Origin of the sequence: Bradyrhizobium sp. BR 10261, from assembly GCF_019455395.1 — a bacterium.
GTDB classification, from domain to species: Bacteria; Pseudomonadota; Alphaproteobacteria; order Rhizobiales; family Xanthobacteraceae; genus Bradyrhizobium; species Bradyrhizobium manausense.
The window spans coordinates 155987-178149 of sequence record NZ_JACOFQ010000014.1 but is presented as its reverse complement, the minus strand read 5'-3'; the positions used below and the strand labels follow the sequence as shown (position 1 = coordinate 178149).

The window sequence follows — 22163 nt, the reverse complement described above, 5'->3', positions numbered from 1 at the left end:
AGTCAAGCCCGCCGAGACAGCGGCAGCTAAGCATGACGGACCCAGCTTTGCGGTCCGTCCATGAAACCTGATCTGTCACCTCTCCCGCTCAAGATACGCCGTGTCCATCTCGATACGGGCCGCGAAAACATCGTCGTCATTTCCAGGCGGTCAAAGGCGCTGCGTGCCGATATATTTCGCGGCTTCAGCCGCGTCGAGCTTCGGCTGGACGACAAGACGCTGCTCGCGACGCTGCTGATCACCGATGATGACGCGTTGGCAGCCCAGGACGAAATCGGTCTTTCCGAGCCTGCGTTCCACCGCTTCGGCAAGCCGGTCGGCACCTTGGTCACGGTGGCGCCGGCCGCGCCGCCGGAAAGCCTCGAGGCGGTGCGCGCCAAGATCCGCGGTCGAACGCTCGATCAGGCGGAGATCAGCGCGATCATCAACGACCTTGCCCATTTTCGCTATTCCGACATGGAGATCGCCGCCTTCCTGATCGGTTCGGCGAGCTTCATCACGAGTGACGAACTGCTGGCCCTCACCGGCGCCATGGCCCAGGTCGGCACGCAGCTGGTGTGGCCGGACCCGATCGTGGTCGACAAGCACTGCATCGGCGGCATTCCCGGCAACCGCACCTCGATGGTGGTGGTGCCGATCGTCGCGGCCCACGGCCTGCCGATTCCGAAGACCTCCTCGCGCGCCATCACCTCGCCGGCCGGAACGGCCGACACGATGGAAGTGCTGGCGCGGGTGAATGTCGGCGTCGAGGAAATGAAGTCGATCGTCTCCTCCTGCAACGGATGTCTGATCTGGGGCGGGCACGTGAACCTTTCGCCGGCCGACGACGTGCTGATCTCGGTCGAACGGCCGCTGAGCCTCGACACCCGCGAACAGATGGTCGCCTCCATCATGTCCAAGAAGATCGCGGCGGGATCGACGCATCTGTTGATCGACATTCCGGTCGGGCCGACCGCGAAGGTCACCAGCGCCATCGACGCGATGCGGCTGCGAAAGCTGTTCGAATTCGTCGGCGACCGGTTCGGCCGCTCGGTCGAGGTGATCACGACCGACGGCCGCCAGCCGATCGGCAACGGCATCGGCCCGGTGCTCGAAGCCAACGACGTGATGGCGGTGCTCGGCAACGATGCGGATGCGCCGCACGATCTGCGCGAGAAATCGCTGCGTCTCGCCGCCCATCTGCTGGAATACGATCCGAAGCTGCGTGGCGGCGCCGGCTATGCACGTGCGCGCGAACTGCTGGAAAGCGGCGCCGCGCTCAAGCAGATGCAGAAGATCATCGACGCCCAGGGCCCCTCGAAATGCAGCACCGAGCTCGGACCCATCAGCTTCGACGTCAAGGCGGCACATGACGGCGCGGTGTCCGCGATCGACTGCCTGCGCCTGAATCGTCTCGCCCGCACCGCGGGTGCGCCGCTCGACAAGGGGGCCGGCATTCGCCTGTTCAAGAAGATCGGCGACCGTGTCGAACAGGGCGAGCCGCTCTATCGCGTCTACACGTTCGACGGACCCGAGCATGATCTGGCCGCCTCGGCCGCCCGGCAGGAGACCGGGTACATTCTCAACGGTCATGAGCCTCTCCAGAGCAGGACGCCGTCGTGAGCACGATCGCGCTTCAAGCGCTGCCCTCCGGCACCGGCGCGGCAAAACGGCTTGCGGCGCGGCTTGACTCCGGGTCTGGGCTTGGCTGCGACGAAATCGCCCTGCACCGCTTTCCGGACGGCGAGCTACGCGTCACGGTCGCGCCGGCAGCAGACACCACCATCCTTTTTGCCCCGCTCGATCAGCCCAATGACAAGCTCATCGCCCTGCTGTTCGCCGCGGAGGCGCTGCGGCGCGATGGCGCCAGGCGGCTGGTGCTGGTCGCGCCCTACCTCTGCTACATGCGGCAGGACATCGCTTTTCATCCGGGCGAGGCCATCAGCCAGCGCGCCATGGGCCGCCTGCTCGCAACGCTGGTGGACCGCGTCGTCACCGTGGACGCTCACTTGCATCGCACGTCCGCCATCAGGTCCGTATTTCCAGATATCGAGGCGGAGAACCTGTCCGCGATGCCGGCGATCGCGGATGCCCTCGCCGCCGATGGCATCGAACCGGCGACGGTCGTGATCGGTCCCGACGCCGAGTCCGAGCCCTGGGTGAGCGATCTGGCGAGCCGGCTGCGGCTGCAGCACACGGTGGCCCGCAAGAGGCGGCATGGCGATCGCTCCGTCCAGATCGATTTTGCCGATCCGACGCTGCTCGCAGGACGACCGGCGCTGATGGTCGACGACATCGTCTCCTCGGGAACGACATTGATGGTCGCAGCGCGTGCGCTGCGCGCGATGGGCGCAACCGCCGTCGATGCGGTCGTGACGCACGCGCTGTTTCCGGCCGCGATGGCCACCGCATTCACCGACGCCGGCATCCGGTCGATCCGTTCGACCGACAGCGTGCCGCATCCGACCAATGCGATCGCGCTCGACGAGGTTCTCGCCGCCGCCTTGCGGTCCGAACTCGGCACGACACGCTCGCGGGAGACGACGAGATGAGCATCACTATTCGCTTCTGCGGGGCTGCCCGCACCGTCACCGGCTCCAGCTATCTGTTCCAGACCGCCGCCGGCGGCTTCCTGGTCGATTGCGGCCTGTTCCAGGGACAGAAGACGCTCAAGGAGCTCAATTACGGCGTCTTCCCGTTTCGTCCCGCCGATATCCGGACAGTCCTGCTCACGCACGCCCATATCGACCACAGCGGCCTGCTGCCGAAGCTCGTGCGCGAAGGCTTTGCGGGGCAGATCCTGGCGACGCGCGGCACGATCGACCTCTGCTCCTATATGCTGCCGGACGCCGGCAATATCCAGGAGTCCGAAGTCGCGCAGCTGAACCGGCGCAACAAGGCTCGCGGCCGTAAGGAAGTCGAGCCGATCTACACACAGGCCGACGCGGTCGCATCGCTGCAATCGTTTCGCGCGGTCGATTATGAACACTGGACCAGTGTGATCCCAGGGGTCCGCGCACGCTACTGGAACGCCGGCCATTTGCTCGGCTCCGCCTCGATCGAGCTCGAAATCGCCGAGCAAGGCTCGCCACGCCCGCTTCGCGTGCTGCTCTCCGGCGACGTCGGGCCCGAGGCCAAGCTGCTGCAGCCCGATCCCGAAGCGCCTGTTGAGCTCGACTATGTCATCTCGGAATCCACCTATGGCGACCGCGTGCGAGCTGCCACGACACCTGCGCTCCGCCGGCAGCATCTCGCCGCCGAGGTGCGCGAGGCGGCGGCCGGTGGAGGCGCACTGCTGATCCCCGCCTTCGCGGTCGAACGCACCCAGGAGCTGATCGTCGACCTCGTCGACCTGATGGAGCACGGCGAGATTCCGACCGCGCCGATCTTCCTCGATTCTCCGCTGGCGATCCGGGCCACCGAAGTCTTCCGCCGGCACGCCGCGAGCCTCGACCCGAGCGTCGACGCCGACCGCCTGCTCAACTCGCCGCATCTCAAATTCACCGAGACCGCCGATGAGAGCAAGGCGATCATGCGGCTCAGCGGATTTCACATCATCATCGCGGCAAGCGGCATGTGCGATGCCGGACGCATCCGCCATCATCTGAAGCGGTGGCTCTGGAACGAACGCGCGACCGTGTTGCTCGCCGGCTTCCAGGCCAGCGGCACGCTCGGCCGCTTCCTGCAGAACGGCGCCAAGGCCGTGCGCATCCAGGGCGAGGAAATCCGGGTTGCGGCACGGATCCGCATGATCGACGAATATTCGGGTCATGCCGACGGCGCCGGCATGGCTGGCTGGATCGCGGCACGCCGCCCCATTTCCCGCGGGCTGTTCCTGGTCCACGGCGAGGAAAGCGCCATCGCGGGCCTGGCCGAGCGCGTAGGCGAACGCATCATTCCGGCGGCGAAGGTCTACCAGCCGATGCTGGACGACATCTATGAACTCGCCGCCCCCGAACCGCGCGTGATCGACGTCGATCACCGCCGGCGGCTCGCGCCCGAGGCCGTGACCCGCCTCGACTGGCACAACGAGATGTCGGAGCTCATGCTCGACATCAACGACAGGCTGGCAGCAGCCGCCGACGACCGCGCCCGCGGCGTCATCATCCGGCGGCTCCGCCGCGCCCTGGACGAGAAGGCATAAGCGGGCCCGCCCCTGAACTCGGCACGCGTCGACGCAATGGATATTTCGATAGTTCCAGCAACACGAGGCAGACGAGCGCGACCGCGGCCGTGACGGCGAGATCATCCGCATGAAGGGGACCAAAGCGGAACAGGTCCGCCGCGGCCGGCCACACCAGGCTCAGGGCAAGCACCGACGTCACGAAGGTGACGATGACGACGAGCGTGCGGTTCGGCCGGGTGAACGCCTCGACCAGCGAGGTCGAGAACGAGCGGTTGACGAAGATCAGGCTGACGATCACCAGCACCAGCGAGAAGAACGTCAGCGCACGGACCTCGTTCGCCGACATGCCGTAGCGGTTTACCGTCACCATCACGCCGCCGGTGAGGGCCAGCGCCAGGCCGCCCTGCAACGCCGACCAGACCAGCAGCGACCTTGGCAAGAGCGGCTCGTCAGGCGAACGCGGCGGCCGCCGCATCACGTCGCTCTCCTCGGTCTCGGCTTCGAAGACCAGAGAGCAGACGGGATCGATGATCATCTCGAGAAACGCGATGTGAACGGGGCCGAACAGCAGCGGCATCCCCGTGAGCAGCGGCAACAGCGCAAGTCCTGCGATCGGAACGTGGACCGCGAGAATGAAGCTCATCGCCTTGCGCAGATTGTCGTAGATCCGGCGGCCAAGCCGGATCGCCTTCACGATCGAGCCGAAATCGTCGTCGAGCAGAACGATCGAGGACGCCTCGCGCGCCACGTCGGTGCCACGACCACCCATGGCGATGCCGATATGGGCAGCCTTCAACGAGGGGGCGTCGTTGACGCCGTCTCCCGTCATGGCGACGATCTCGCCGGCGTCCTTGAGCGCATTGACGATGCGCAGCTTCTGGGCCGGTGCTATTCGCGCGAAGACGGCCCGTCCCCGCGCCGCGCCGGCGAGTTCGGCCTCGCCCATGGCTTCGACATCCGCTCCAGTCACGACACGTTCGGGATCGAGGCCCGCCCGTATCGCGATTGCCGACGCGGTTGCGGGATAATCGCCCGTGATCATGACCACGTGGATGCCTGCGGAGCGGCATTCGGCCATGGCGTCCTTGACTTGCAACCGCAACGGATCGGCAAAGGCGATCAAGCCGCAAAAGCGAAAAGGGAAGCCGTGTTGCGTCTCGGGAAGATCGGTCTCCGTCCAGTCCGCCCGCGCCACGCCGAGCACACGGAGCCCTTCCCGCGCCAGCGCGTCGATGCGCGAGCGCAATTCAGCCAACTCTTCCGCACTCATTCCGCAGAGCATGCCGATCGTCTCGGGCGCGCCCTTCGCCGCGACAACGCAGCCATCGCCGCTCTCGCTCCACACGTTCGACATGGCGAGCAGATCGGGACGCAAGCCATAGCTCTGCACGAGCCGCCGGCCCGCGCCGGCGTCGGAGGCCAGCGCATGCAACGCCTTCTCCATCGGATCAAATGGCTCCCGGACACAGGCCAGCACGCCGGTCTCGATTAACTGGTCGAGCGCGGGCGCCGCGCGGACCGCGGTTTCAGGCGTATATTGCGTGCCGTCGGGCAGCACCAGGCGCGCAACGGTCATGCGGTTTTCCGTCAGCGTGCCGGTCTTGTCGGTGCAGAGCACGGTCGCGGCGCCCAGCGATTCAATGGCCGAGGCGCGCCGCGTCAACACGCGCGCCTGGGAGATGCGCCAGGCACCCATGGCGAGGAACACCGTCAGGACAACAGGGAATTCCTCCGGGAGCATCGACATGCCGAGCGCAATGCCGGCCAGTACGCCCTCCAGCCAGCCGCCGCGATAAAGCCCATACAGGAGAACGGTCAACCCGATCACGAAGGCGCTGGCGACGGCGAATGTCGCCACCAGCCGCGTGGTCTGTTGTTGCAGGCGGGGCGCTTCTGTCGCCAGCGAATGCAGCGATTGCCCGATCTTGCCGATCTCGCTCAGGACGCCGGTCGAGGTCACTTCGGCCACCCCGCTGCCGCGAACCACAAGCGTGCCGGAGAACACGAATGGCTGGTCATCGCCGCCGGCGTGCGGCGCTATCGATGTTTCGGGGGACGGCAAGGCCTGTTTTCTGACTGGAACCGATTCCCCCGTCAGCAGCGATTCATCCAGCAGGAGATCGGTGGTTTGAACGACCGTGGCGTCGGCGGCCACGCGATCCCCCTCGGAGAGTACGATCAGGTCACCGCGAACGACCTCACGACCGGGAATCCGGATACGCTCGCCGCCCCGGATGACCAGTGCGCGCGGGCTGGTCAGATCGCGTAGCGAGTCGAGCACACGCTCGGTGCGGGCCTCCTGCACGATGGTGATGACGATCGAGATCGATGCGAAGGCAAGAAGCAGCAACGCCTCGGCAAGATCACCCAGAACGAAATAGATCAGGCCGCCGGCCAGCAGCAACAGCAGCATCGGCTCGCGCAGCACCTCGACGATGAGACGCAGGATCGTCCGCCGGCCCGTGCGCGGCAGCTCGTTGAAGCCGTCGGCCGTCAGCCGGGCCTGTGCTTCGGACGCGGTCAGCCCCTGCATCGCCGGCGGTTTCATTGAAGTTCCCAGAGTCCTTGCTCGATGAGGACGTGTCATCCGCATCACCACCGTCATCTTGCCATGCCGCAACCAGCCACCGGCTTGACGTGGGTCAAACGTTCCGCGCGACAAGCGACATCCCGTTCGGGTCGCTCCCATTTCCGTCAAGTTTGACGCGCATGTCACGGCTGTTATTCTTCCCGGCGCGGCTCGATGAACCCCTCAATCGCTGAACCAAGGCTATTTGAAAGATGCAGACGAGACGCAATTTGCTCCTGGCTCTCAGCCTCATCTTGATCGGCGCCTGGTCACAAGATCGCGCGACAGGACAGAACTCGGCCACGCCGCCGGTTTCGTTGGCTCCGCCCAATGCGTCGGCGCCGCATGCGGGGACGAAGAATTCGCCGCGAACGTCCGCCGGCGTGCCGTCGACGCCTCCGACCAGCGGGCTTCCGCAACTGCCGAGCCCTGCAGCCGCCGCCGACTACGACGGCTTCAGCGTCGGTACTGACGACCGCGACGCACCGAGCCAGGTGACGCCGCCTGCGAGGTCGCGGGCGGCAAACGGCCTCGACGCGCAGTCGTTGGTCGATCAGGAAGACGAGGCGTTGAAGCGCAAGCTGACGATTTGCAAGAACTGCAAATAGGACCGGTCGCCAAACTTGTAGCCCGGATGGAGCGAAGCGAAATCCGGGGAGCTGGCGGGCGCAGCCGTCCCGGATTACGCTGCGCTCCATCCGGGCTACAGCAGCGCACTGCATGGCTGACCTACCGCGAACGTCCCCCGCCTCCGCTTTACCCTCCCGGCATTTCCTGATCCTCTCTCCCCAACAGCCGGAGCAACCGGCCAGGCCCAGGGAGAGAGACGCCATGAAGCTCGGCACCGCCATTGCGGAAATCATGCGGCGCGAGGGGATCGAGATCCTCTGCGGGTATCCCGTCAATCATCTGATCGAGCACGCGGCCAACGCCGAGATCCGGCCCGTGATGGTGCGGCAGGAACGCGTCGGCGTGCACATGGCGGATGCCATCTCACGCGTGACGTCGGGGCGTATGATCGGCGCGTTCTGCATGCAGCACGGCCCCGGCGCGGAGAATGCAATGGGCGGCGTGGCGCAGTGCTTCGGCGAATCTGTTCCCGTGCTGGTGCTGCCGATGGGCTATCAGCGCCGGCTTGCGCATATCGAGCCGAACTTCAATTCCAGCGAGGCGATGAAGCCGTTCGCGAAATCCTCCGAGCCGATCATCCTGGCCGCCGAAGTCGCCAACATTTTTCGTCGCGCCTTCACCAAATTGAAGAACGGCCGCGGCGGTCCCGTCATCGTCGAAATTCCGGCCGACATGTGGAATGAGGAGGTGCCGGAGCCGCTGAACTACACGCCGGTGCTGCGCACCCGCTGCGGCGCCGACCCCGTGCATGTGAAGGAAGCAGCAAGCCTGCTGCTCAATGCCAAGCGTCCGGTGATCTATGCCGGCCAGGGCGTGCATTACGCGCAGGCGTGGCCGCAACTGAAGCGATTGGCGGAACGGCTGGCCATTCCTGTCACCACCAGCCTGGGGGGCAAATCGTCATTCCCCGAGACTCATCCGCTCTCGCTCGGCTCCAGTGGCCTCGCCATGCCGCGCGCGGTGCCCAAATTCCTTACTGAAGCCGACGTCATCTTCGGCATCGGCTGCTCCTTCACCGAGACCAGCTTTGGCATCTCGATGCCAAAGGGCAAGACCATCATCCATTCGACGCTCGATCCGAACCATCTCAACAAGGATGTCGAAGCCAGGATCGGCCTCGTCGGCGATGCCGGCCTCGTGCTCGATGCATTGCTGGAGGAGATCGGCAAGACCATCACGACGGACCGCGATGCCTCGGCGGTCGCGGCCGAGATCGCAGCTTCGCACAGGGAGTGGCTGGCCAAATGGATGCCAAAGCTCGCCAGCAATGACGCGCCGCTCAATCCCTATCGCGTGCTGTGGGATCTGCAACATACCGTCGACATCGACAACACCATCATCACCCATGATGCCGGCAGCCCGCGCGACCAGCTCTCGCCGTTCTGGAAAGCGGTGACGCCGCTCTCCTATCTTGGCTGGGGCAAGACGACGCAGCTCGGCTACGGCCTTGGCCTTGCGATGGGTGCAAAGCTGGCAAGGCCCGACAAGCTCTGCATCAACGTCTGGGGCGATGCGGCCATTGGTTTCACGGGCATGGATTTCGAGACCGCAGTGCGCGAGCGCATCCCGATCATGTCGATCCTGCTCAACAATTTCTCGATGGCGATCGAGCTCAAGGTGATGCCGATCTCGACCGAGAAATATCGCTCGACCGACATCTCCGGCGACTACGCCGCGATGGCGCGCGCCTTTGGCGGCCATGGCGAGCGCGTGACGAGGCCCGAGGACATCATCCCCGCGATCAAGCGCGGTATCCAGAAGACCAGGGAAGGCGTGCCGGTGCTGCTGGAGTTCATCACCAGCAAGGAGACCGAGGTGTCGCGGCCGGGCACGTGAGCGGTTCCAGGGGGCTGCTTTCGATATGCACTGCGACAGGGCTGGTCGAGACGGTGCGGGAATGGAATAATCCGGCTTTCAGCGAATGGGGCCCCGCTGGAGTCGGCCCGATGGATTTCCGGATGACCGCCCTCGTGCAGAACGTGGTGGCCGAGCTCAAAGCCAGGATTGCCGAGCTCGAGCAGCAATTGCAGGCGAGTACGGCAGCCAATGCGCGGCTCTCCAACGAAGCGCGGGAAGCGCTGGAGCAACAGACCGCCTCGTCGGAAGTCCTGCGCATCATCAGCAGTTCCGGCGGCGACCTCGCGCCGGTGTTCGACACCATGCTCGGCAAGGCCATGCAGCTGTGCGGTGCGGACTTTGGCGTCCTCAACACGTTTGATGGCGAGCGCTTTGAAACTGCCGCCACCCGTGGGCTTCCGCCCGCTTACGACGAATACCGCGGGAGCCGCCCCCTCGATTATGGCCCGGGTACCGCGCCGGTGCGCCTGCTGCAAGGCGAGCCCTACGTGGAACTGGTCGACCTCATGGATTCGGAGGCCTATCGCACGGGCGAACCCAACCGTCGCGCGCTGGTCGATCTCGGCGGCGCGCGGGCGGTGCTGGCCGTCCCGCTCGTCAAGGACGAGCGCGTGGTCGGCAACGTCATGATCTTCCGGCAGGAGAACCGGCGCTTTTCAGACAAGCAGATTTCGCTGCTCAAGCAGTTTGCTGCGCAAGCCGTCATCGCCATCGAGAACACGCGACTGCTTCGCGAACTGCGCACAAGCACGGACGATCTGCGGGAATCACTCCAGCAGCAGACCGCCACTGCCGACGTGCTCAAGGTGATCAGCCGGTCGGCGTTCGACCTGCAGGCCGTGTTGGATACGCTTGTCGAATCCGCGGCGCGTCTCTGCGAAGCCGATATGGCCGCCATCACCCGGAAAAGTGGCGAGGTCTTCTACAGAGCCGGCTCGTACGGCTTCCCGCATGAATTCGTCGAATACGCCAGGTCAACGCCCGTCAATCCCGAACGTCGTACCATCACCGGGAGGACGCTGCTGGAGGGACGCATCGTTCACGTGCACGACGTCCTCGCCGATCCCGAGTATGATTTCGAAGGGCAGCAGCTTAGTGGCAATCCCCGCACCTTTCTCGGGGTGCCGTTGCTGCGCGAGGGGACGCCGATCGGCGCCCTGACCTTGACCCGGTCAGTCATCCGGCCGTTTTCCGACAGTCAGATCGAACTCGTCTCGACATTTGCCGACCAGGCCGTGATCGCCATCGAGAACGCGCGGCTGTTCGACGAGGTCCAGCAGCGCACGGCCGAGCTGTCGAAATCGCTCGAAGATTTGCGCGCCACGCAAGACCGCCTGGTCCAGACCGAAAAGCTGGCCTCGCTCGGCCAGCTCACGGCCGGCATCGCCCACGAGATCAAGAACCCGCTCAACTTCGTCAACAATTTCGCGGCGCTGTCGAGCGAGCTGATCGACGAGCTGAACGAGCTGCTGCAGGCCACCGCACTCAACGACAAAACCAGGGAGGAGGTCGACGAGCTGACGCATTTGCTGAAGGACAATCTCCAAAAGGTCGTCCAGCACGGCAAGCGCGCCGATTCCATCGTCAAGAACATGCTGCTGCATTCGCGCGAAGGCAGCGGCGAGCACCGGCCGACCGACGTCAACACGCTGGTCGAGGAGAGCCTCAACCTCGCCTATCACGGCGCCCGCGCCGAGAAGTCGCAGTTCAACGTCACGATCGAGCGCGACCTCGATCCCGCGGCCGGCACGATCGAAGTGTTCCCGCAGGAGATCACCCGCGTGCTGCTGAACCTGATCTCCAACGGGTTTTACGCGGTGGTCAAGCGCAAGTCCGAGAACGGAACGGGGGATTACGAGCCGGCCCTGATCGCGCAGACGCGCGGGCACGGCAGCCATGTCGAAATCCGCATTCGCGACAACGGCGCCGGCATTCCTCCAGACGTCCGCAAGAAGATGTTCACCCCCTTCTTCACCACCAAGCCTGCCGGCGAGGGAACCGGGCTTGGCCTGTCCATGAGCCACGACATCATCGTGAAACAGCATGGTGGCACAATCGACGTCGAAACCCTGCCGGGCGAATTTACCGAGTTCACGATCCGATTGCCGCGCAAAAGTAATTTTCACGAGACCAGAGGCTAGCCGTGACGGTGATCGACATGCTGCCGAAGGTGAAGGAGATGCGCCCCGACGTGCCCGTCATCATGATCACGGCCTATGGCGATGCCGACACGCGCGGCAGGGCGCTGGCCCGCGGCGCAAGCGGGCTGTTGACCAAGCCGATCGACTTCGCTCTGCTGCGCGAGGAGATCGACGCGCGGTTCGCGCAGGCGGGATAGCGTCGCCCGGGAGGGCTCTGGTGAATCTGGCGCTGACGGTTCGGCGACAACTGCTCTCGCTGTCCGGCGTCGGCCTCATGCTGGGCGCGCTGTTCTTCGCAGCAGCGCTGACGCCGACGCTGATCCCGCGCAGCTATCTCACGCAAGGAGCGCTGGCCGGCGGCTGCTTTGCGATCGGCTATTTCGCCGGCGTGCTGTGGCGCCGGCTGTGGCATTATCTCGAACTGCCCGAGCCGTCGGCGCGCGCAAGGTCCGTCGCGAACGCGCTTGTCGCCTCCGGCTGCCTGCTCGTCGTCGTCGCCGCGCTCTGGCGCACGACCGCATGGCAGAACGCGATCCGCGGCGTGATGAAGATGGCGCCGGTCGAAACCGCGCATCCGCTCAAAGTGTGCCTCATCGCGCTGATCACGTTCGTCGTGCTGCTGGTGCTGGGGCGGTTGTTCGCACTTCTGGCCTACATCCTCGCTGTCGGCGCGCGGCGTATCATTCCGCGCAAGGTCGCCACTGTCATCGGCGTGATCGTCGCAGGCCTGCTGTTCTGGTCGATCGCGAACAATCTCCTGATCCGCACCGCCTTCAATGCCCTCGATTCCTCCTTCCGCGAGCTCGACGTCCTGTTTGAGCCCGAGCGGGCGCAGCCGACCGCGGCCGGCAAGACAGGAAGCCCGGCATCCCTGGTGAAGTGGACGGAGCTCGGGCGCATGGGGCGCCGGTTCATTGCCTCGGGTCCGACCGCAGCCGAGATCAGCACCGTCACGGAGCATCCCGCGCAGGAGCCGGTGCGCGTCTATGTCGGCCTCGCGGCCCGCGAGACGGCGCAGGCACGCGCGCGGCTTGCGCTCGACGAACTCAAGCGCCAGCGCGGTTTTGAACGCAAGATCCTGATCGTCATCACGCCGACCGGCACGGGCTGGATCGATCCGGCGGCGATGGATACGGTCGAGTATCTCCATCATGGCGATGTCGCGAGCGTCGCCATGCAATACTCCTATCTCAATAGTCCGCTGTCGCTGCTGTTTCAGCCCGAATACGGCGCAGCAGCCGCGCGTGCCCTGTTCGCCGAAATCTACGGCTACTGGACGACGCTGCCGAAGGACCAGCGGCCGAAGCTGTATCTGCATGGGCTCAGCCTCGGCGCCATGAACTCGGAGAAATCAGCAGAGCTGTTCGAGACGATCGGCGATCCCATTGCCGGCGCGCTGTGGAGCGGCGCGCCGTTCGAGAGCCGCATCTGGCGCTCGATCACCGACAACCGCAATCCTGATACGCCGGCCTGGCTGCCGGAATTCCGCGACAGCCGCTTCGTGCGCTTCATGAACCAGAACGGGCCGACGGTGCCGCCGGATAGGCCCTGGGGAGCGATGCGGGTCGTCTATCTGCAATATGCCAGCGACGCGATCACGTTCTTCGCCTACCGCGACGCCTATCGGGCGCCTGCCTGGATGAACGCGCCGCGCGGGCCCGACGTGGCACCGGAGCTGCGATGGTATCCCATCGTCACCATGCTGCAGCTCGCGCTCGACATGGCGGTCGCAACGCACACCCCGATGGGCTTTGGCCATGTCTACGCGCCCGAGCATTACGTCGATGCCTGGGTCGCGGTCACTGATGTCAATGATTGGTCGGCTGAGGCGCTGGCGAAGCTCAAGAGCCATCTTGCTGCCCGAGCACGACAGGCACCTGGCGACGATCCCGATCGCGGCGGATAAAGCGCCCTACTCCGCCATCTCCACCGGTTGCGCCTTGGAGGGACCGGCCAGCGGCCGCTCCTCCATCAGGATCAGGCAGAGCGAGGCGGTGGCCATCAGCGCGGTCGCAGCGGCGAAGACGTACCGGAACGCATGCCGCATGTCGTCGGCCGGGATCGCCGGGATGCTGCCTGCGGCGTGATGCTCGCCGGCCAGCGGAATGTCGGCGCCGAGCGCGATCAGCAGGATGGCGGCGAAGGCTGCGACCGTGAAGGACGACATCAGCGAGCGGAAGAAATTCATCGCGCCGGTGATGGTGCCGACCAGCGGACGGGCGACGGAGTTCTGCAGCGAGACCACGCAGACCGGAAATGTCGTGCCGAGGCCGAGCGCGAACGCGGCCATCAGCGTCAAGAGGCCCCACAACGGCAAGGTCGTCAGCGTGAGGCCGAGTGCGCAGATCGCGGCCCAGGACGTGCCGATGATGGCGACGCGCTTGTAGTGCTTGGCGCGCGCCATGGTGCGACCGGCAACCGCCGCACCTATGGTCGAAACCGCAGCGAGCGGAATCAGCGCAAGGCCGGCCTCGCTGGCGCTGAGGTGATAGACCGACTCGTAATAAAGCGGCAACTGCACGGTGAGGCCGGTGATGGCGCCGAGGCCGCAGCCGCCTGCGGTCAGCGCAAAGGGCGCAACCGATCCACTCAGCAACGGCAACGGCAGGAACGGCTCGTCGGCGCGGCGCGCGTGCCAGACGAAGGTGAACGCGAGCGCGATTGCGCCGCCCACCATCGACAGCACGGTCGGCGACAACCACTTATAGCGCGTGCCGCCCCAGGTCAGCACCAGCATGAAGACGACAGCGGAGGCCATCAGCAGCACGCCGCCGAGCCAATCGACCTTGCGCTTGCGGTGGAACACCGGGATCTTCTTCATCTTCGGCAGCAGGAGCGCGAGCGCTGCGGCTGCGAGCGGCAGATTGATCCAGAAGATCATCGACCAGTGCAGATGCTCGGCGAACACGCCGCCGATGACGGGGCCCAAAATGCCGCCCACCATCCAGACGCTGGAGAAATAGGCCTGGTACTGGCCGCGCTCACGCGGGGAGACGACGTCGGAGATCACGGTTTGCACGACAGGCATGATGCCACCGCCGCCCAGTCCCTGAAGACCGCGCGCGAGAATCAGCATCGGCATGCTCGGCGCGATCGCGCACAGAATCGAGCCGGCGACGAACAGGCTCAGCGACACGATGATCATGGCCTTGCGGCCGTAGATGTCGCTCAGCGTGCCGAATACCGGCGCAACCGCGGTCGAGGCGAGCAGATAGGCGGTGATCACCCAGGACAGGTTCGAGACGTCCTGGAACTGGCGCCCGATGGTCGGCAGCGCGGTTGCGACGATGGTCTGGTCGAGGGCGGCCAGGAACATCGTCAGCATCAGGCTGATGACGATGGTGCGAACCTCATCAGAGGTCAGCGGCGCCGGCGGCGAGATCGGGGGCGCCTCGCTGATGCTGATGACCTCGCCCGGAAGACGGGCCAGTTCCTCGGCGATGTCGTCGGGCAACGTCTGGATATCGGCAGCCTGGCTGCTTTGCCGTGTGAACTGGTTCATCTCGGGCTGTCGGATCGGGCGTGTTGCGGTGCAATGCCGCGAAGGATTCGTTCTATCAGAACAATCTAAACAGCAAACTTCTCCTCAGGCAGGCATCGCGGCGCATGGGTGCATCCCGCGTCGCGGCCATCCCGAACACGTGATGAGAGTGGGCCGGGCCTGATCAGTCCTTGGGGCGTCGCTTCAGGCGTGCCCGCTTCGGCACCTGCCCCGGCCATTGCACCAAATAGTGCTCGAGCTCGGTGTCCGGAATCTCGTCCTCGGTGCCCGCGACGCGGCCGCGCACGGAGACGCCGGCCTCGTGCACCGTATTGGGATCGCCTGAAATCAGCGGGTGCCACCAGTAGAGATCGCGGCCTTGCGCGACCAGCCTGTAGCCGCAGCTCGGCGGCAGCCAGGACAAGGTTCGGACCTTTTCCGGCGTCATGACAACGCAGTCCGGCACGAAGTCGAAGCGATTCGCGTAGTCCTTGCAGCCCGCCGTGCAGGAATCGAGCATCTTGCAGCTGACATCGGTGAAATAGATATCTCCGGTATCCTCGTCTTCGAGCTTGTTCAGGCAGCAGCGGCCGCAGCCGTCGCACAGGCTCTCCCATTCGGCCGTCGACATCTCCTCCATCTTCTTGGTTTTCCAGAAGAATCCATCCTGGTCCGAAGGTGGTTTACGTGCTGCGGTCATGCGACTGATACTGATCCAAAGAGCTGGGGCGAGCGCCATGTAGGGCGCGCGGCCGTGAGACTGCAAGGAACACCCTTGCGGGGCCCGTATTGAACCGGGGTTCAATTAGGCCTGTTGTTCAAAATTGCGAGCCTGACCATTGGTTTATAGGCCCCGCTCGGCTAGAAGAACAGCAAGTCCCCTTTGGTGCGCGAAACCGGGCGCCTTGGGTTTGCCGCAACAATTCCGCAAGACGTCTCGATGCCGCCCCGGCCGGGTGCTTGAACGCTTTCGAACCGAGCCTCAAGGGTTCTAGGTGGTCCAGAACACACCATCCAACTGGAAGAGTCGTATCAGGAACTTCTTCCTGGACCTCGATGCACGCATCGACTCCTCGCTGTTCTCCTCGGCGAAGGGCATCCGCGAGCTCTACGAGCGCTACTCGACCTTCATGGACCGCTTCTATGTCGGGCGGTGGAAGCGCTGGGTGTTCGTCGAGCCGCTGTCGGAAGCCGCAACCATCGGCCTCGGCGGCATGGTGCTGATGCTGATCCTCGCTATCCCCGCCTTCCGCGAGACCGCAGACGAGGACTGGCTGAAGAAGTCGGACCTCGCCGTGACGTTCCTCGACCGCTACGGCAATCCGATCGGCAGCCGGGGCATCAAGCACAACGATTCGATCCCGCTGGAAGATTTTCCTGACGTCCTGATCAAGGCGACGCTGGCGACCGAAGACCGCCGCTTCTACGAGCATTTCGGCATCGACATCGCCGGCACCGCGCGCGCGCTCGTCACCAACGCGCAAGCCGGCGGCGTCCGCCAGGGCGGCTCCTCGATCACCCAGCAGCTCGCCAAGAACCTGTTCCTGAGCAATGAGCGCACCATCGAGCGCAAGATCAACGAGGCCTTCCTCGCGGTCTGGCTGGAATGGCGCCTGACCAAGAACGAGATCCTCAAGCTCTATCTCGATCGCGCCTATATGGGCGGCGGCACGTTCGGCGTCGACGGCGCTGCGCATTTCTACTTCAACAAGTCGGCGCGCGACGTGACGCTGGCCGAGGCGGCAATGCTCGCCGGCCTGTTCAAGGCGCCGACGAAATACGCGCCCCACATCAACCTGCCCGCCGCGCGCGCCCGCGCCAACGTCGTGCTCGACAACCTCGTCGATGCCGGCTTCATGACCGAGGGCCAGGTGTTCGGCGCCCGCCGCAACCCCGCCTTCGCCGTCGACCGCCGCGACGAGGCTTCGCCGAACTATTATCTCGACTACGCCTTCGACGAGATGCGCAAGCTGGTCGACACCTTCCCGAAATCCTACACCGAGCGCGTCTTCGTCGTGCGCCTCGCCATCGACACCAACGTGCAAAAGGCGGCGGAAGACGCGATCGAGAACCAGCTGCGCCAGTTCGGCCGCGATTACCACGCAACGCAGGCCGCGACCGTCGTCGCCGATCTCGACGGCGGCATCCGCGCCATGGTCGGCGGCCGCGATTATGGCGCGAGCCAGTTCAACCGCGCCACCGACGCCTATCGCCAGCCTGGCTCGTCGTTCAAGCCTTACGTCTACACCACCGCGCTCCTGAACGGCTTCACGCCGAACTCGGTCGTAGTCGACGGCCCTGTTTGCATCGGCAATTGGTGTCCGCAGAACTATGGCCATTCCTATTCCGGCGCGGTGACGCTGACGCAGGCGATCACCCGCTCGATCAACGTCGTGCCGGTGAAGCTGTCGATCGCGATCGGCCAGAAGGAGCAGCCGAAGGCGCCGAACCCGGCCAAGATCGGCCGCGCCAAGATCGTCGAGGTGGCGCGCCGCTTCGGCATCAAGGCGCCCCTGCCCGACACGCCGTCGCTGCCGATCGGCTCGGACGAAGTCACCGTGGTCGAGCACGCGGTGGCCTATGCGACCTTCCCGAACCGCGGCAAGTCGGTGACGCCGCATTCGGTGCTGGAAGTGCGCACTGGCGCTGGCGATCTCGTCTGGCGCTGGGACCGCGATGGTCCGAAGCCGAAGCAGGCCATTCCCGCCAATATCGCCGCCGACATGGCCGGCATGATGAGCCATGTCGTCAGCGAAGGCACCGCGCGCCGCGCCGCGCTCGACGGCATTCCGACCGCAGGCAAGACCGGCACGACCAACGCGTATCGCGACGCCTGGTTCGTCGGCTACACCGGCAATTTCACCTGCGCAGTCTGGTACGGCAATGACGACTACTCGCCGACCAACCGCATGACCGGCGGCTCGCTGCCGGCGCAGACCTGGCACGACATCATGGTCGCCGCGCATCAGGGCGTCGAGGTCAGGGAGATCCCCGGCATCGGCATGGGCCAGAAGCTGCCGCCGCAGCAGATTGCGAACGCGCAGGCCAATGCAGGACCGAAGGTGCTCGAGACCAAGCCCGGTCCGCCGCCGGTGCTGACCAAGCGCGGCGCCGACATCCTGGTGCGCGTCGAGAAGCTGCTCGACGACGCGGCCAAGACCGCGACCAAATCAACCGACAACACCAGCCAGCCGGCCAAGCCGGCATCGTCGACGAGCGCGCTTGCCTTCCCGCAGAATTATGCGGCGGAGGAGAACGCGGGCGCATCCACCCCGCGCAAGAACTGATCTGATCCCGTGCGGCTGCTCCTGATCACATTGACGGCCCTGCTGCTCGCGACCGTGGTCGGCTTGGGTGCGACCTGGATGACGACGACGCGCGGCACCGAGATCGGCGCGCTGACCATCGGCGCCTGGACCGCGCGTCCGCGCACCGGCACCGCCGACGTCGATCCCTATTCGCGCGCCACCATCGTGCGCAACGGCGAGCTGCCGATCGGCACCGGCGACGGCGTCGCCTTCACCGCAACGACCGACGACAAGAAGAAGTCGCTCGACGGCCGCTGCGACGTCGTCGTGTCGGGCGTGACCCCGCCGGCGCGGTTCTGGACGCTGACGCTGTACGATCGCAAGGGCCATCTCGTCGCCAACTCGCTTGCCCGCTACGGCTTCACCAGCCAGGAGATCGTGCGCGCCTCCGACGGCTCGTTCGAGATCCACATCGCCGCACGCTCGCGCGCCGGCAACTGGCTGCCGACCGGCGGCATCGAGCGCTACGCGCTGATGTTCCGCCTCTACGACACGCCGGTTGGCGTTGCGACGCGCACCCAGCGCGATGCGCCGATGCCCAGCATCGCCACGGTGGGCTGCTCATGATCCGCCTCGCGTTCACCATTATTGCCGGCGTGGTGCTGGGCCTCGTGGTCCATCTCGTCAGCGTGCTGGCGCTGCCGCGGATCGCGACGCAGGACGCCTATTCGCGCCTGACGCCGATGACCAAGCTCAACGGCGTGACCCAGCTGCCGCTGGCCGATCCGCAGACCTCGCCGATGCCGTTCATGGACCCGGCCTTCGCGCTCGCGATCTGCCGCTATGATCTTTCGGGCGGGCCGATCAAGCTCACCGTGCCGGTGAGCCAGGCCTACACGTCGGTGTCGTTCTACACCCGCAACGAGATCGCCTATTACGCCATCAACGACCGCTCGGCCGGCAAGAAGGTGATCGAGCTCGATTTGATGACGCAGGCGCAGCACGATGCATTGCCCGAGGACGAAGAGATCACCGCGGCCGACCGCCTGATCATCGACTCTCCCAGCACGACGGGCCTGATCCTGATGAAGGCGCTGGCCGCCGAGCCCGGCCTGATGCCGCAGGCGCAGGCGACTCTTGCCGCTGCGACCTGCGCGCCGCAGACCGAGGCGCCGACCAAGGCAGAGACGCCGCGCGGCCGGCGCTGACGCGCGGGCGTTGAGACGCCCTCGACGCCAGACTTTCGAAAACAACCCCATGCACAGTAGCGGGGACATTGAAGCGATTGGCAATTTCGACCTCGCGCCGGGCAGGCGCTTGCAGGGTCGGCGCATCGCCCTGCCCGCCGCATTTTTCCGCTTTGACACGTCGGGCAAAACACTGGCAGAATGGCATCATCGAAAGATTTTGACACCCGCGCGGAGAAGTCCGTCGCGGGTGTCTTCATTTCAGAGCCCCGCACTCACGATGGCTGCTTTTCCCGGCGAGCCATTCGCGCCCACAGCAGCGCCAATGGTCCGAGCAGAATTCCAGCAGCAAGAACGACGAAAACCAGCAGCCAGCCACGCGCACTCTGCGGGCCGCCTGCGGCGTCGAGCGCGACGCCTGTCCCCCAGGCACCGAGGGCAGAGAGTCCGAAGCCGACGGTGGAATGCAGGGCCAGCGTGGCGCCACGATGCTCGGACACGGCCGCAGCGGACATGCCGGCCGTCAACGCGCCGGAATCCGCCGGGACCGTCAGGCCATAGATCATCAGCAACAACGCAACCACCCACGCCGGCGCGGACGCGTTGAAACCGATGATGATCGCGACGCAGGCCGACGCAAGCATCACGATCGTGATGGCGCGATGTCGTCCGAATTTCAATGCGGCCTCGTTGCCGAGGATGCTGGCCGGCATCGAGATCACAGCAAAGCAAAAGCTCATCAGCACGGGCGTCAACCACGAGGGTGCGCTTTGACGCGCAACGACGAAGGTCCAGAAGCCAACCAGCCAGGTGCGGATGCCGTAGAGCTCGAAACAATGCGCGCCGTAGCCGAAGATGTAACCGAGCGCCTCGCGGTTGGCGAAGACGGGCACGAAGTTGAGCAATCGCCCTGCCTTCGGGGCGGGTTGCTGCTCCCGCAGCAAAAAAAGGCACGCCACGACCATCGCGACCGGACCGAGCCCGGTCACCACAAAGGCGGTCCGCCATCCCCAACGATCGGCGATCAGCTGCGCCGCCAGGAACGACAGGCCGACGCCGACCGAAAAGCTCGACGTGTACAACGTGACGGCCCGCGAGGTGTCGCCGGCTGGCAGCCGGTCCGTCAACGCCTTCAAACCCGGCATGTAGGCGCCAGCAAATCCGAGTCCTGCGAGGGACCAGATCGCCGCGCCCGACCAGAATCCTTGCGCGAAGATGCCAAACGCCACGGTCGCAAGCCCGCTCGCGATCGAGCCCCAGAGCAGCACAAGCCGCGCATCGATGCGGTCGGTCAACGTTGTCAGCAAGGGCACCGCGAGCATGTAGCCGAAGGCATAACCGCTCGCCATCAATCCACCTTCGGCGGCGGAGAGTCCCCACGCCGGCATCAGATGCTGCGCCAGATTCGCGGACAACGTGACATGCGGCAGCAAATTGCCGACCTGGCCGATGCACATTACCGCGATCAGAGACCGACCGCTCAGACTATGAATAGCTTCCCCCTCTTACGACCAAGACGACGGCGTCCCAACTGGCATGGCTCATGCGCAACCACAACCGGATGCGCCGGCCTTCTTTGCCGTTTCATCGGCGGCACAGCAGGCCGACGCCTCTTGCTTCGCCGGCCCGCCGCAGCATCCCGCGGCACTCGTCGTCTCGACGCCGCCGCGGGTGCAGACACCGGTTTCCGGCAGCACAAGCTCGACTCTCGCCGCGGCCTTCTTGTCGCCGGCGATGTCGGCCGCAATCGAGCGCACCTGCTCATAGCCGGTCATCATCAGGAAGGTCGGCGCGCGGCCATACGACTTCATGCCGGCGAGGTAGAAGCCCGGCTCATCATGGGAGAGCTCGCGCGCGCCATGCGGGCGCACGGTGCCGCAGCTATGCTCGTTGGGATCTATGAGCGGCGCCAGTGCGACCGGCGCCTCGATGGCCGGATGGAGCCGCAGGCGCAGCTCGGACAGAAACGAAAAGTCGGGACGGAAGCCGGTCGATACGATCAGCTCGTCCACGACCACGCTTCGCGCAGCGCAGCCGGCGCCGGCCGAGACCTTCAGGCGGCCCTCGGACTCCGAGAGATGCGTGACGCCGAACTCGCTCTCGACCCTGATCTTTCCTGACGTCACGAGCGCGGCAAAGGCACTGCCAAGCTCACCGCGCGCGGCAAGCTTGTCGTTGCGACCGCCGCCGAAGGCCTTTGCCGGGTCAGCGCCGCGCAACAGCCAGACAGGCTGCGTTTCCGGCACCTCCTCGGCGAGTCGAGCAAGATCGATCAACGTGCCGACCGCGGAGTGGCCGGCGCCGAGCACAGCAACTTTCTTTCCGGCATATCTGGAACGATTGATACCTCGCACGTCGGGCATGCCATAGGCAACGCGGCTGGCGCACTCCGCCTCGCCGATCGCCGGCAGGCCGTTGCTGCCGGCCGGATTGGGAGAGAACCATGTGCCTGACGTATCGATCACGGCATCAGCGCGCAGAACCTCGGGCCCCTTGCCGTTCTGGTAGCGGATTTCGAAAGGCGCCTGCTCCCTGCCCTTCGTCTTCGCCTTGTCGAAGCCGACGCGGCTGACGGCCGAGACCTGGCTCGAGGTGCGGATCACCTCGCGCAATGGCGTTCTCGTCGCGAGCGGCTTGAGATATCCCTCAAGCAGTTCGCCGCCGGTCGGATAAGCCTGGGGGTCAGGCGAATTCCAGCCCGTCGGCGCGAGCAAACGCACTGCGGCCTTGTCGACATTGTATTCCCAGGGCGAAAACAGCTGGACGTGTTGCCACTGGCGGATGGCGTGTCCCGCCTCCGGTCCGGCCTCCAGCACGATCGGCGACATGCCGCGCTCCAGCACGTGCGCGGCCGCGGCGAGGCCGACAGGCCCGGCCCCGATGATCGCAATCGTCTTTGCTTGGCGCATTTCCTTACTCCCATCATTCTAGAATCATCGAACAAG

General features: G+C 65.4%; 15 protein-coding genes and 1 pseudogene. 11 read left to right on the top strand and 5 right to left on the bottom strand.

The window, feature by feature from the left end; all coding sequences use genetic code 11:
- Window positions 1-60 precede the first annotated feature (60 nt).
- From HYH07_RS18625 to HYH07_RS18615, 3 genes are read left to right on the top strand one after another with little or no spacing between them, the layout of a single operon-like run.
- The gene (locus HYH07_RS18625; protein WP_220003845.1) at window positions 61-1602 is read left to right on the top strand and encodes a thymidine phosphorylase family protein; all 1542 of its coding nucleotides are present in this window, start codon (window positions 61-63) and stop codon (window positions 1600-1602) included.
- Window positions 1599-2531, top strand: coding sequence for a ribose-phosphate pyrophosphokinase (locus HYH07_RS18620; RefSeq protein ID WP_220003844.1), 933 nt, complete (start codon window positions 1599-1601; stop codon window positions 2529-2531). Before HYH07_RS18625 ends, HYH07_RS18620 begins: the two co-directional genes overlap by 4 nt.
- Window positions 2528-4123: an MBL fold metallo-hydrolase gene (locus HYH07_RS18615; protein WP_220003843.1), complete on the top strand. Its 1596-nt coding sequence runs from the start codon at window positions 2528-2530 to the stop codon at window positions 4121-4123. The genes HYH07_RS18620 and HYH07_RS18615 overlap by 4 nt, the downstream gene beginning before the upstream one ends.
- Here HYH07_RS18615 and HYH07_RS18610 read toward each other — a convergent pair.
- Complete coding sequence (locus HYH07_RS18610; protein WP_228749630.1) at window positions 4083-6653, bottom strand: cation-translocating P-type ATPase; 2571 nt, start codon at window positions 6651-6653, stop codon at window positions 4083-4085. The two genes, HYH07_RS18615 and HYH07_RS18610, sit on opposite strands and share 41 nt — an antisense overlap.
- A gap of 233 nt (window positions 6654-6886) precedes the next feature.
- On the opposite strand from HYH07_RS18610, the gene HYH07_RS18605 reads away from it, so the two are divergent.
- From HYH07_RS18605 to HYH07_RS18585, 5 genes and pseudogenes are all read left to right on the top strand, one after another.
- Window positions 6887-7282 carry a hypothetical protein gene (locus HYH07_RS18605; RefSeq protein ID WP_220003842.1) on the top strand — a complete coding sequence of 132 codons (396 nt, stop codon included), beginning with the start codon at window positions 6887-6889 and terminating at the stop codon, window positions 7280-7282.
- 112 nt (window positions 7283-7394) lie between these two features.
- The gene (locus HYH07_RS18600) at window positions 7395-9140 is read left to right on the top strand and encodes a thiamine pyrophosphate-requiring protein (RefSeq protein ID WP_283842828.1); all 1746 of its coding nucleotides are present in this window, start codon (window positions 7395-7397) and stop codon (window positions 9138-9140) included.
- Between the two features lie 122 nt (window positions 9141-9262).
- Window positions 9263-11302, top strand: coding sequence for a GAF domain-containing protein (locus HYH07_RS18595; protein WP_228749629.1), 2040 nt, complete (start codon window positions 9263-9265; stop codon window positions 11300-11302).
- A gap of 11 nt (window positions 11303-11313) precedes the next feature.
- Window positions 11314-11499 (top strand): annotated as a pseudogene (locus HYH07_RS18590) (response regulator); the annotation flags it as partial.
- Between the two features lie 77 nt (window positions 11500-11576).
- Window positions 11577-13208: an alpha/beta-hydrolase family protein gene (locus HYH07_RS18585; protein WP_220003866.1), complete on the top strand. Its 1632-nt coding sequence runs from the start codon at window positions 11577-11579 to the stop codon at window positions 13206-13208.
- Window positions 13209-13214: 6 nt separating this feature from the next.
- Here HYH07_RS18585 and HYH07_RS18580 read toward each other — a convergent pair whose 3' ends face one another.
- Entirely contained in the window at window positions 13215-14804 is a 1590-nt protein-coding gene (locus HYH07_RS18580; RefSeq protein WP_220003839.1) for an MDR family MFS transporter, read from the bottom strand.
- 163 nt (window positions 14805-14967) lie between these two features.
- The gene (locus tag HYH07_RS18575) at window positions 14968-15483 is read right to left on the bottom strand and encodes a YcgN family cysteine cluster protein (RefSeq protein ID WP_220003838.1); all 516 of its coding nucleotides are present in this window, start codon (window positions 15481-15483) and stop codon (window positions 14968-14970) included.
- A gap of 295 nt (window positions 15484-15778) precedes the next feature.
- Between HYH07_RS18575 and HYH07_RS18570 the strand changes: the two genes are divergently transcribed.
- Genes HYH07_RS18570 through HYH07_RS18560 form a run of 3 tightly spaced genes read left to right on the top strand, consistent with a single transcriptional unit; the run spans window position 15779 to window position 19239 of the window.
- Window positions 15779-18070, top strand: coding sequence for a transglycosylase domain-containing protein (locus tag HYH07_RS18570; RefSeq protein WP_220003837.1), 2292 nt, complete (start codon window positions 15779-15781; stop codon window positions 18068-18070).
- Between the two features lie 9 nt (window positions 18071-18079).
- Window positions 18080-18658 carry a DUF1214 domain-containing protein gene (locus HYH07_RS18565; protein ID WP_220003836.1) on the top strand — a complete coding sequence of 193 codons (579 nt, stop codon included), beginning with the start codon at window positions 18080-18082 and terminating at the stop codon, window positions 18656-18658.
- Entirely contained in the window at window positions 18655-19239 is a 585-nt protein-coding gene (locus HYH07_RS18560; protein ID WP_220003835.1) for a DUF1254 domain-containing protein, read from the top strand. The genes HYH07_RS18565 and HYH07_RS18560 overlap by 4 nt, the downstream gene beginning before the upstream one ends.
- A gap of 254 nt (window positions 19240-19493) precedes the next feature.
- Here HYH07_RS18560 and HYH07_RS18555 read toward each other — a convergent pair whose 3' ends face one another.
- Window positions 19494-20675 carry an MFS transporter gene (locus HYH07_RS18555; protein ID WP_220003834.1) on the bottom strand — a complete coding sequence of 394 codons (1182 nt, stop codon included), beginning with the start codon at window positions 20673-20675 and terminating at the stop codon, window positions 19494-19496.
- Between the two features lie 84 nt (window positions 20676-20759).
- A complete protein-coding gene (locus tag HYH07_RS18550; RefSeq protein WP_220003833.1) occupies window positions 20760-22127 on the bottom strand; it encodes an NAD(P)-binding domain-containing protein in 1368 nt (455 codons plus the stop codon).
- Between the last annotated feature and the right edge of the window lie 36 nt (window positions 22128-22163).

Excerpts from the sequence above, each read along its gene's own strand:
- HYH07_RS18615 (WP_220003843.1), top strand. The coding sequence starts at position 2,528 with ATGAGCATCACTATTCGCTTCTGCGGGGCTGCCCGCACCGTCACCGGC.
- HYH07_RS18550 (WP_220003833.1), bottom strand. The coding sequence starts at position 22,127 with ATGCGCCAAGCAAAGACGATTGCGATCATCGGGGCCGGGCCTGTCGGC.
- HYH07_RS18605 (WP_220003842.1), top strand. The coding sequence starts at position 6,887 with ATGCAGACGAGACGCAATTTGCTCCTGGCTCTCAGCCTCATCTTGATC.
- HYH07_RS18595 (WP_228749629.1), top strand. The coding sequence starts at position 9,263 with ATGACCGCCCTCGTGCAGAACGTGGTGGCCGAGCTCAAAGCCAGGATT.
- HYH07_RS18560 (WP_220003835.1), top strand. The coding sequence starts at position 18,655 with ATGATCCGCCTCGCGTTCACCATTATTGCCGGCGTGGTGCTGGGCCTC.
- HYH07_RS18610 (WP_228749630.1), bottom strand. The coding sequence starts at position 6,653 with ATGAAACCGCCGGCGATGCAGGGGCTGACCGCGTCCGAAGCACAGGCC.
- HYH07_RS18585 (WP_220003866.1), top strand. The coding sequence starts at position 11,577 with ATGCTGGGCGCGCTGTTCTTCGCAGCAGCGCTGACGCCGACGCTGATC.
- HYH07_RS18555 (WP_220003834.1), bottom strand. The coding sequence starts at position 20,675 with ATGTGCATCGGCCAGGTCGGCAATTTGCTGCCGCATGTCACGTTGTCC.
- HYH07_RS18625 (WP_220003845.1), top strand. The coding sequence starts at position 61 with ATGAAACCTGATCTGTCACCTCTCCCGCTCAAGATACGCCGTGTCCAT.
- HYH07_RS18600 (WP_283842828.1), top strand. The coding sequence starts at position 7,395 with ATGGCTGACCTACCGCGAACGTCCCCCGCCTCCGCTTTACCCTCCCGG.
- HYH07_RS18580 (WP_220003839.1), bottom strand. The coding sequence starts at position 14,804 with ATGAACCAGTTCACACGGCAAAGCAGCCAGGCTGCCGATATCCAGACG.
- HYH07_RS18575 (WP_220003838.1), bottom strand. The coding sequence starts at position 15,483 with ATGACCGCAGCACGTAAACCACCTTCGGACCAGGATGGATTCTTCTGG.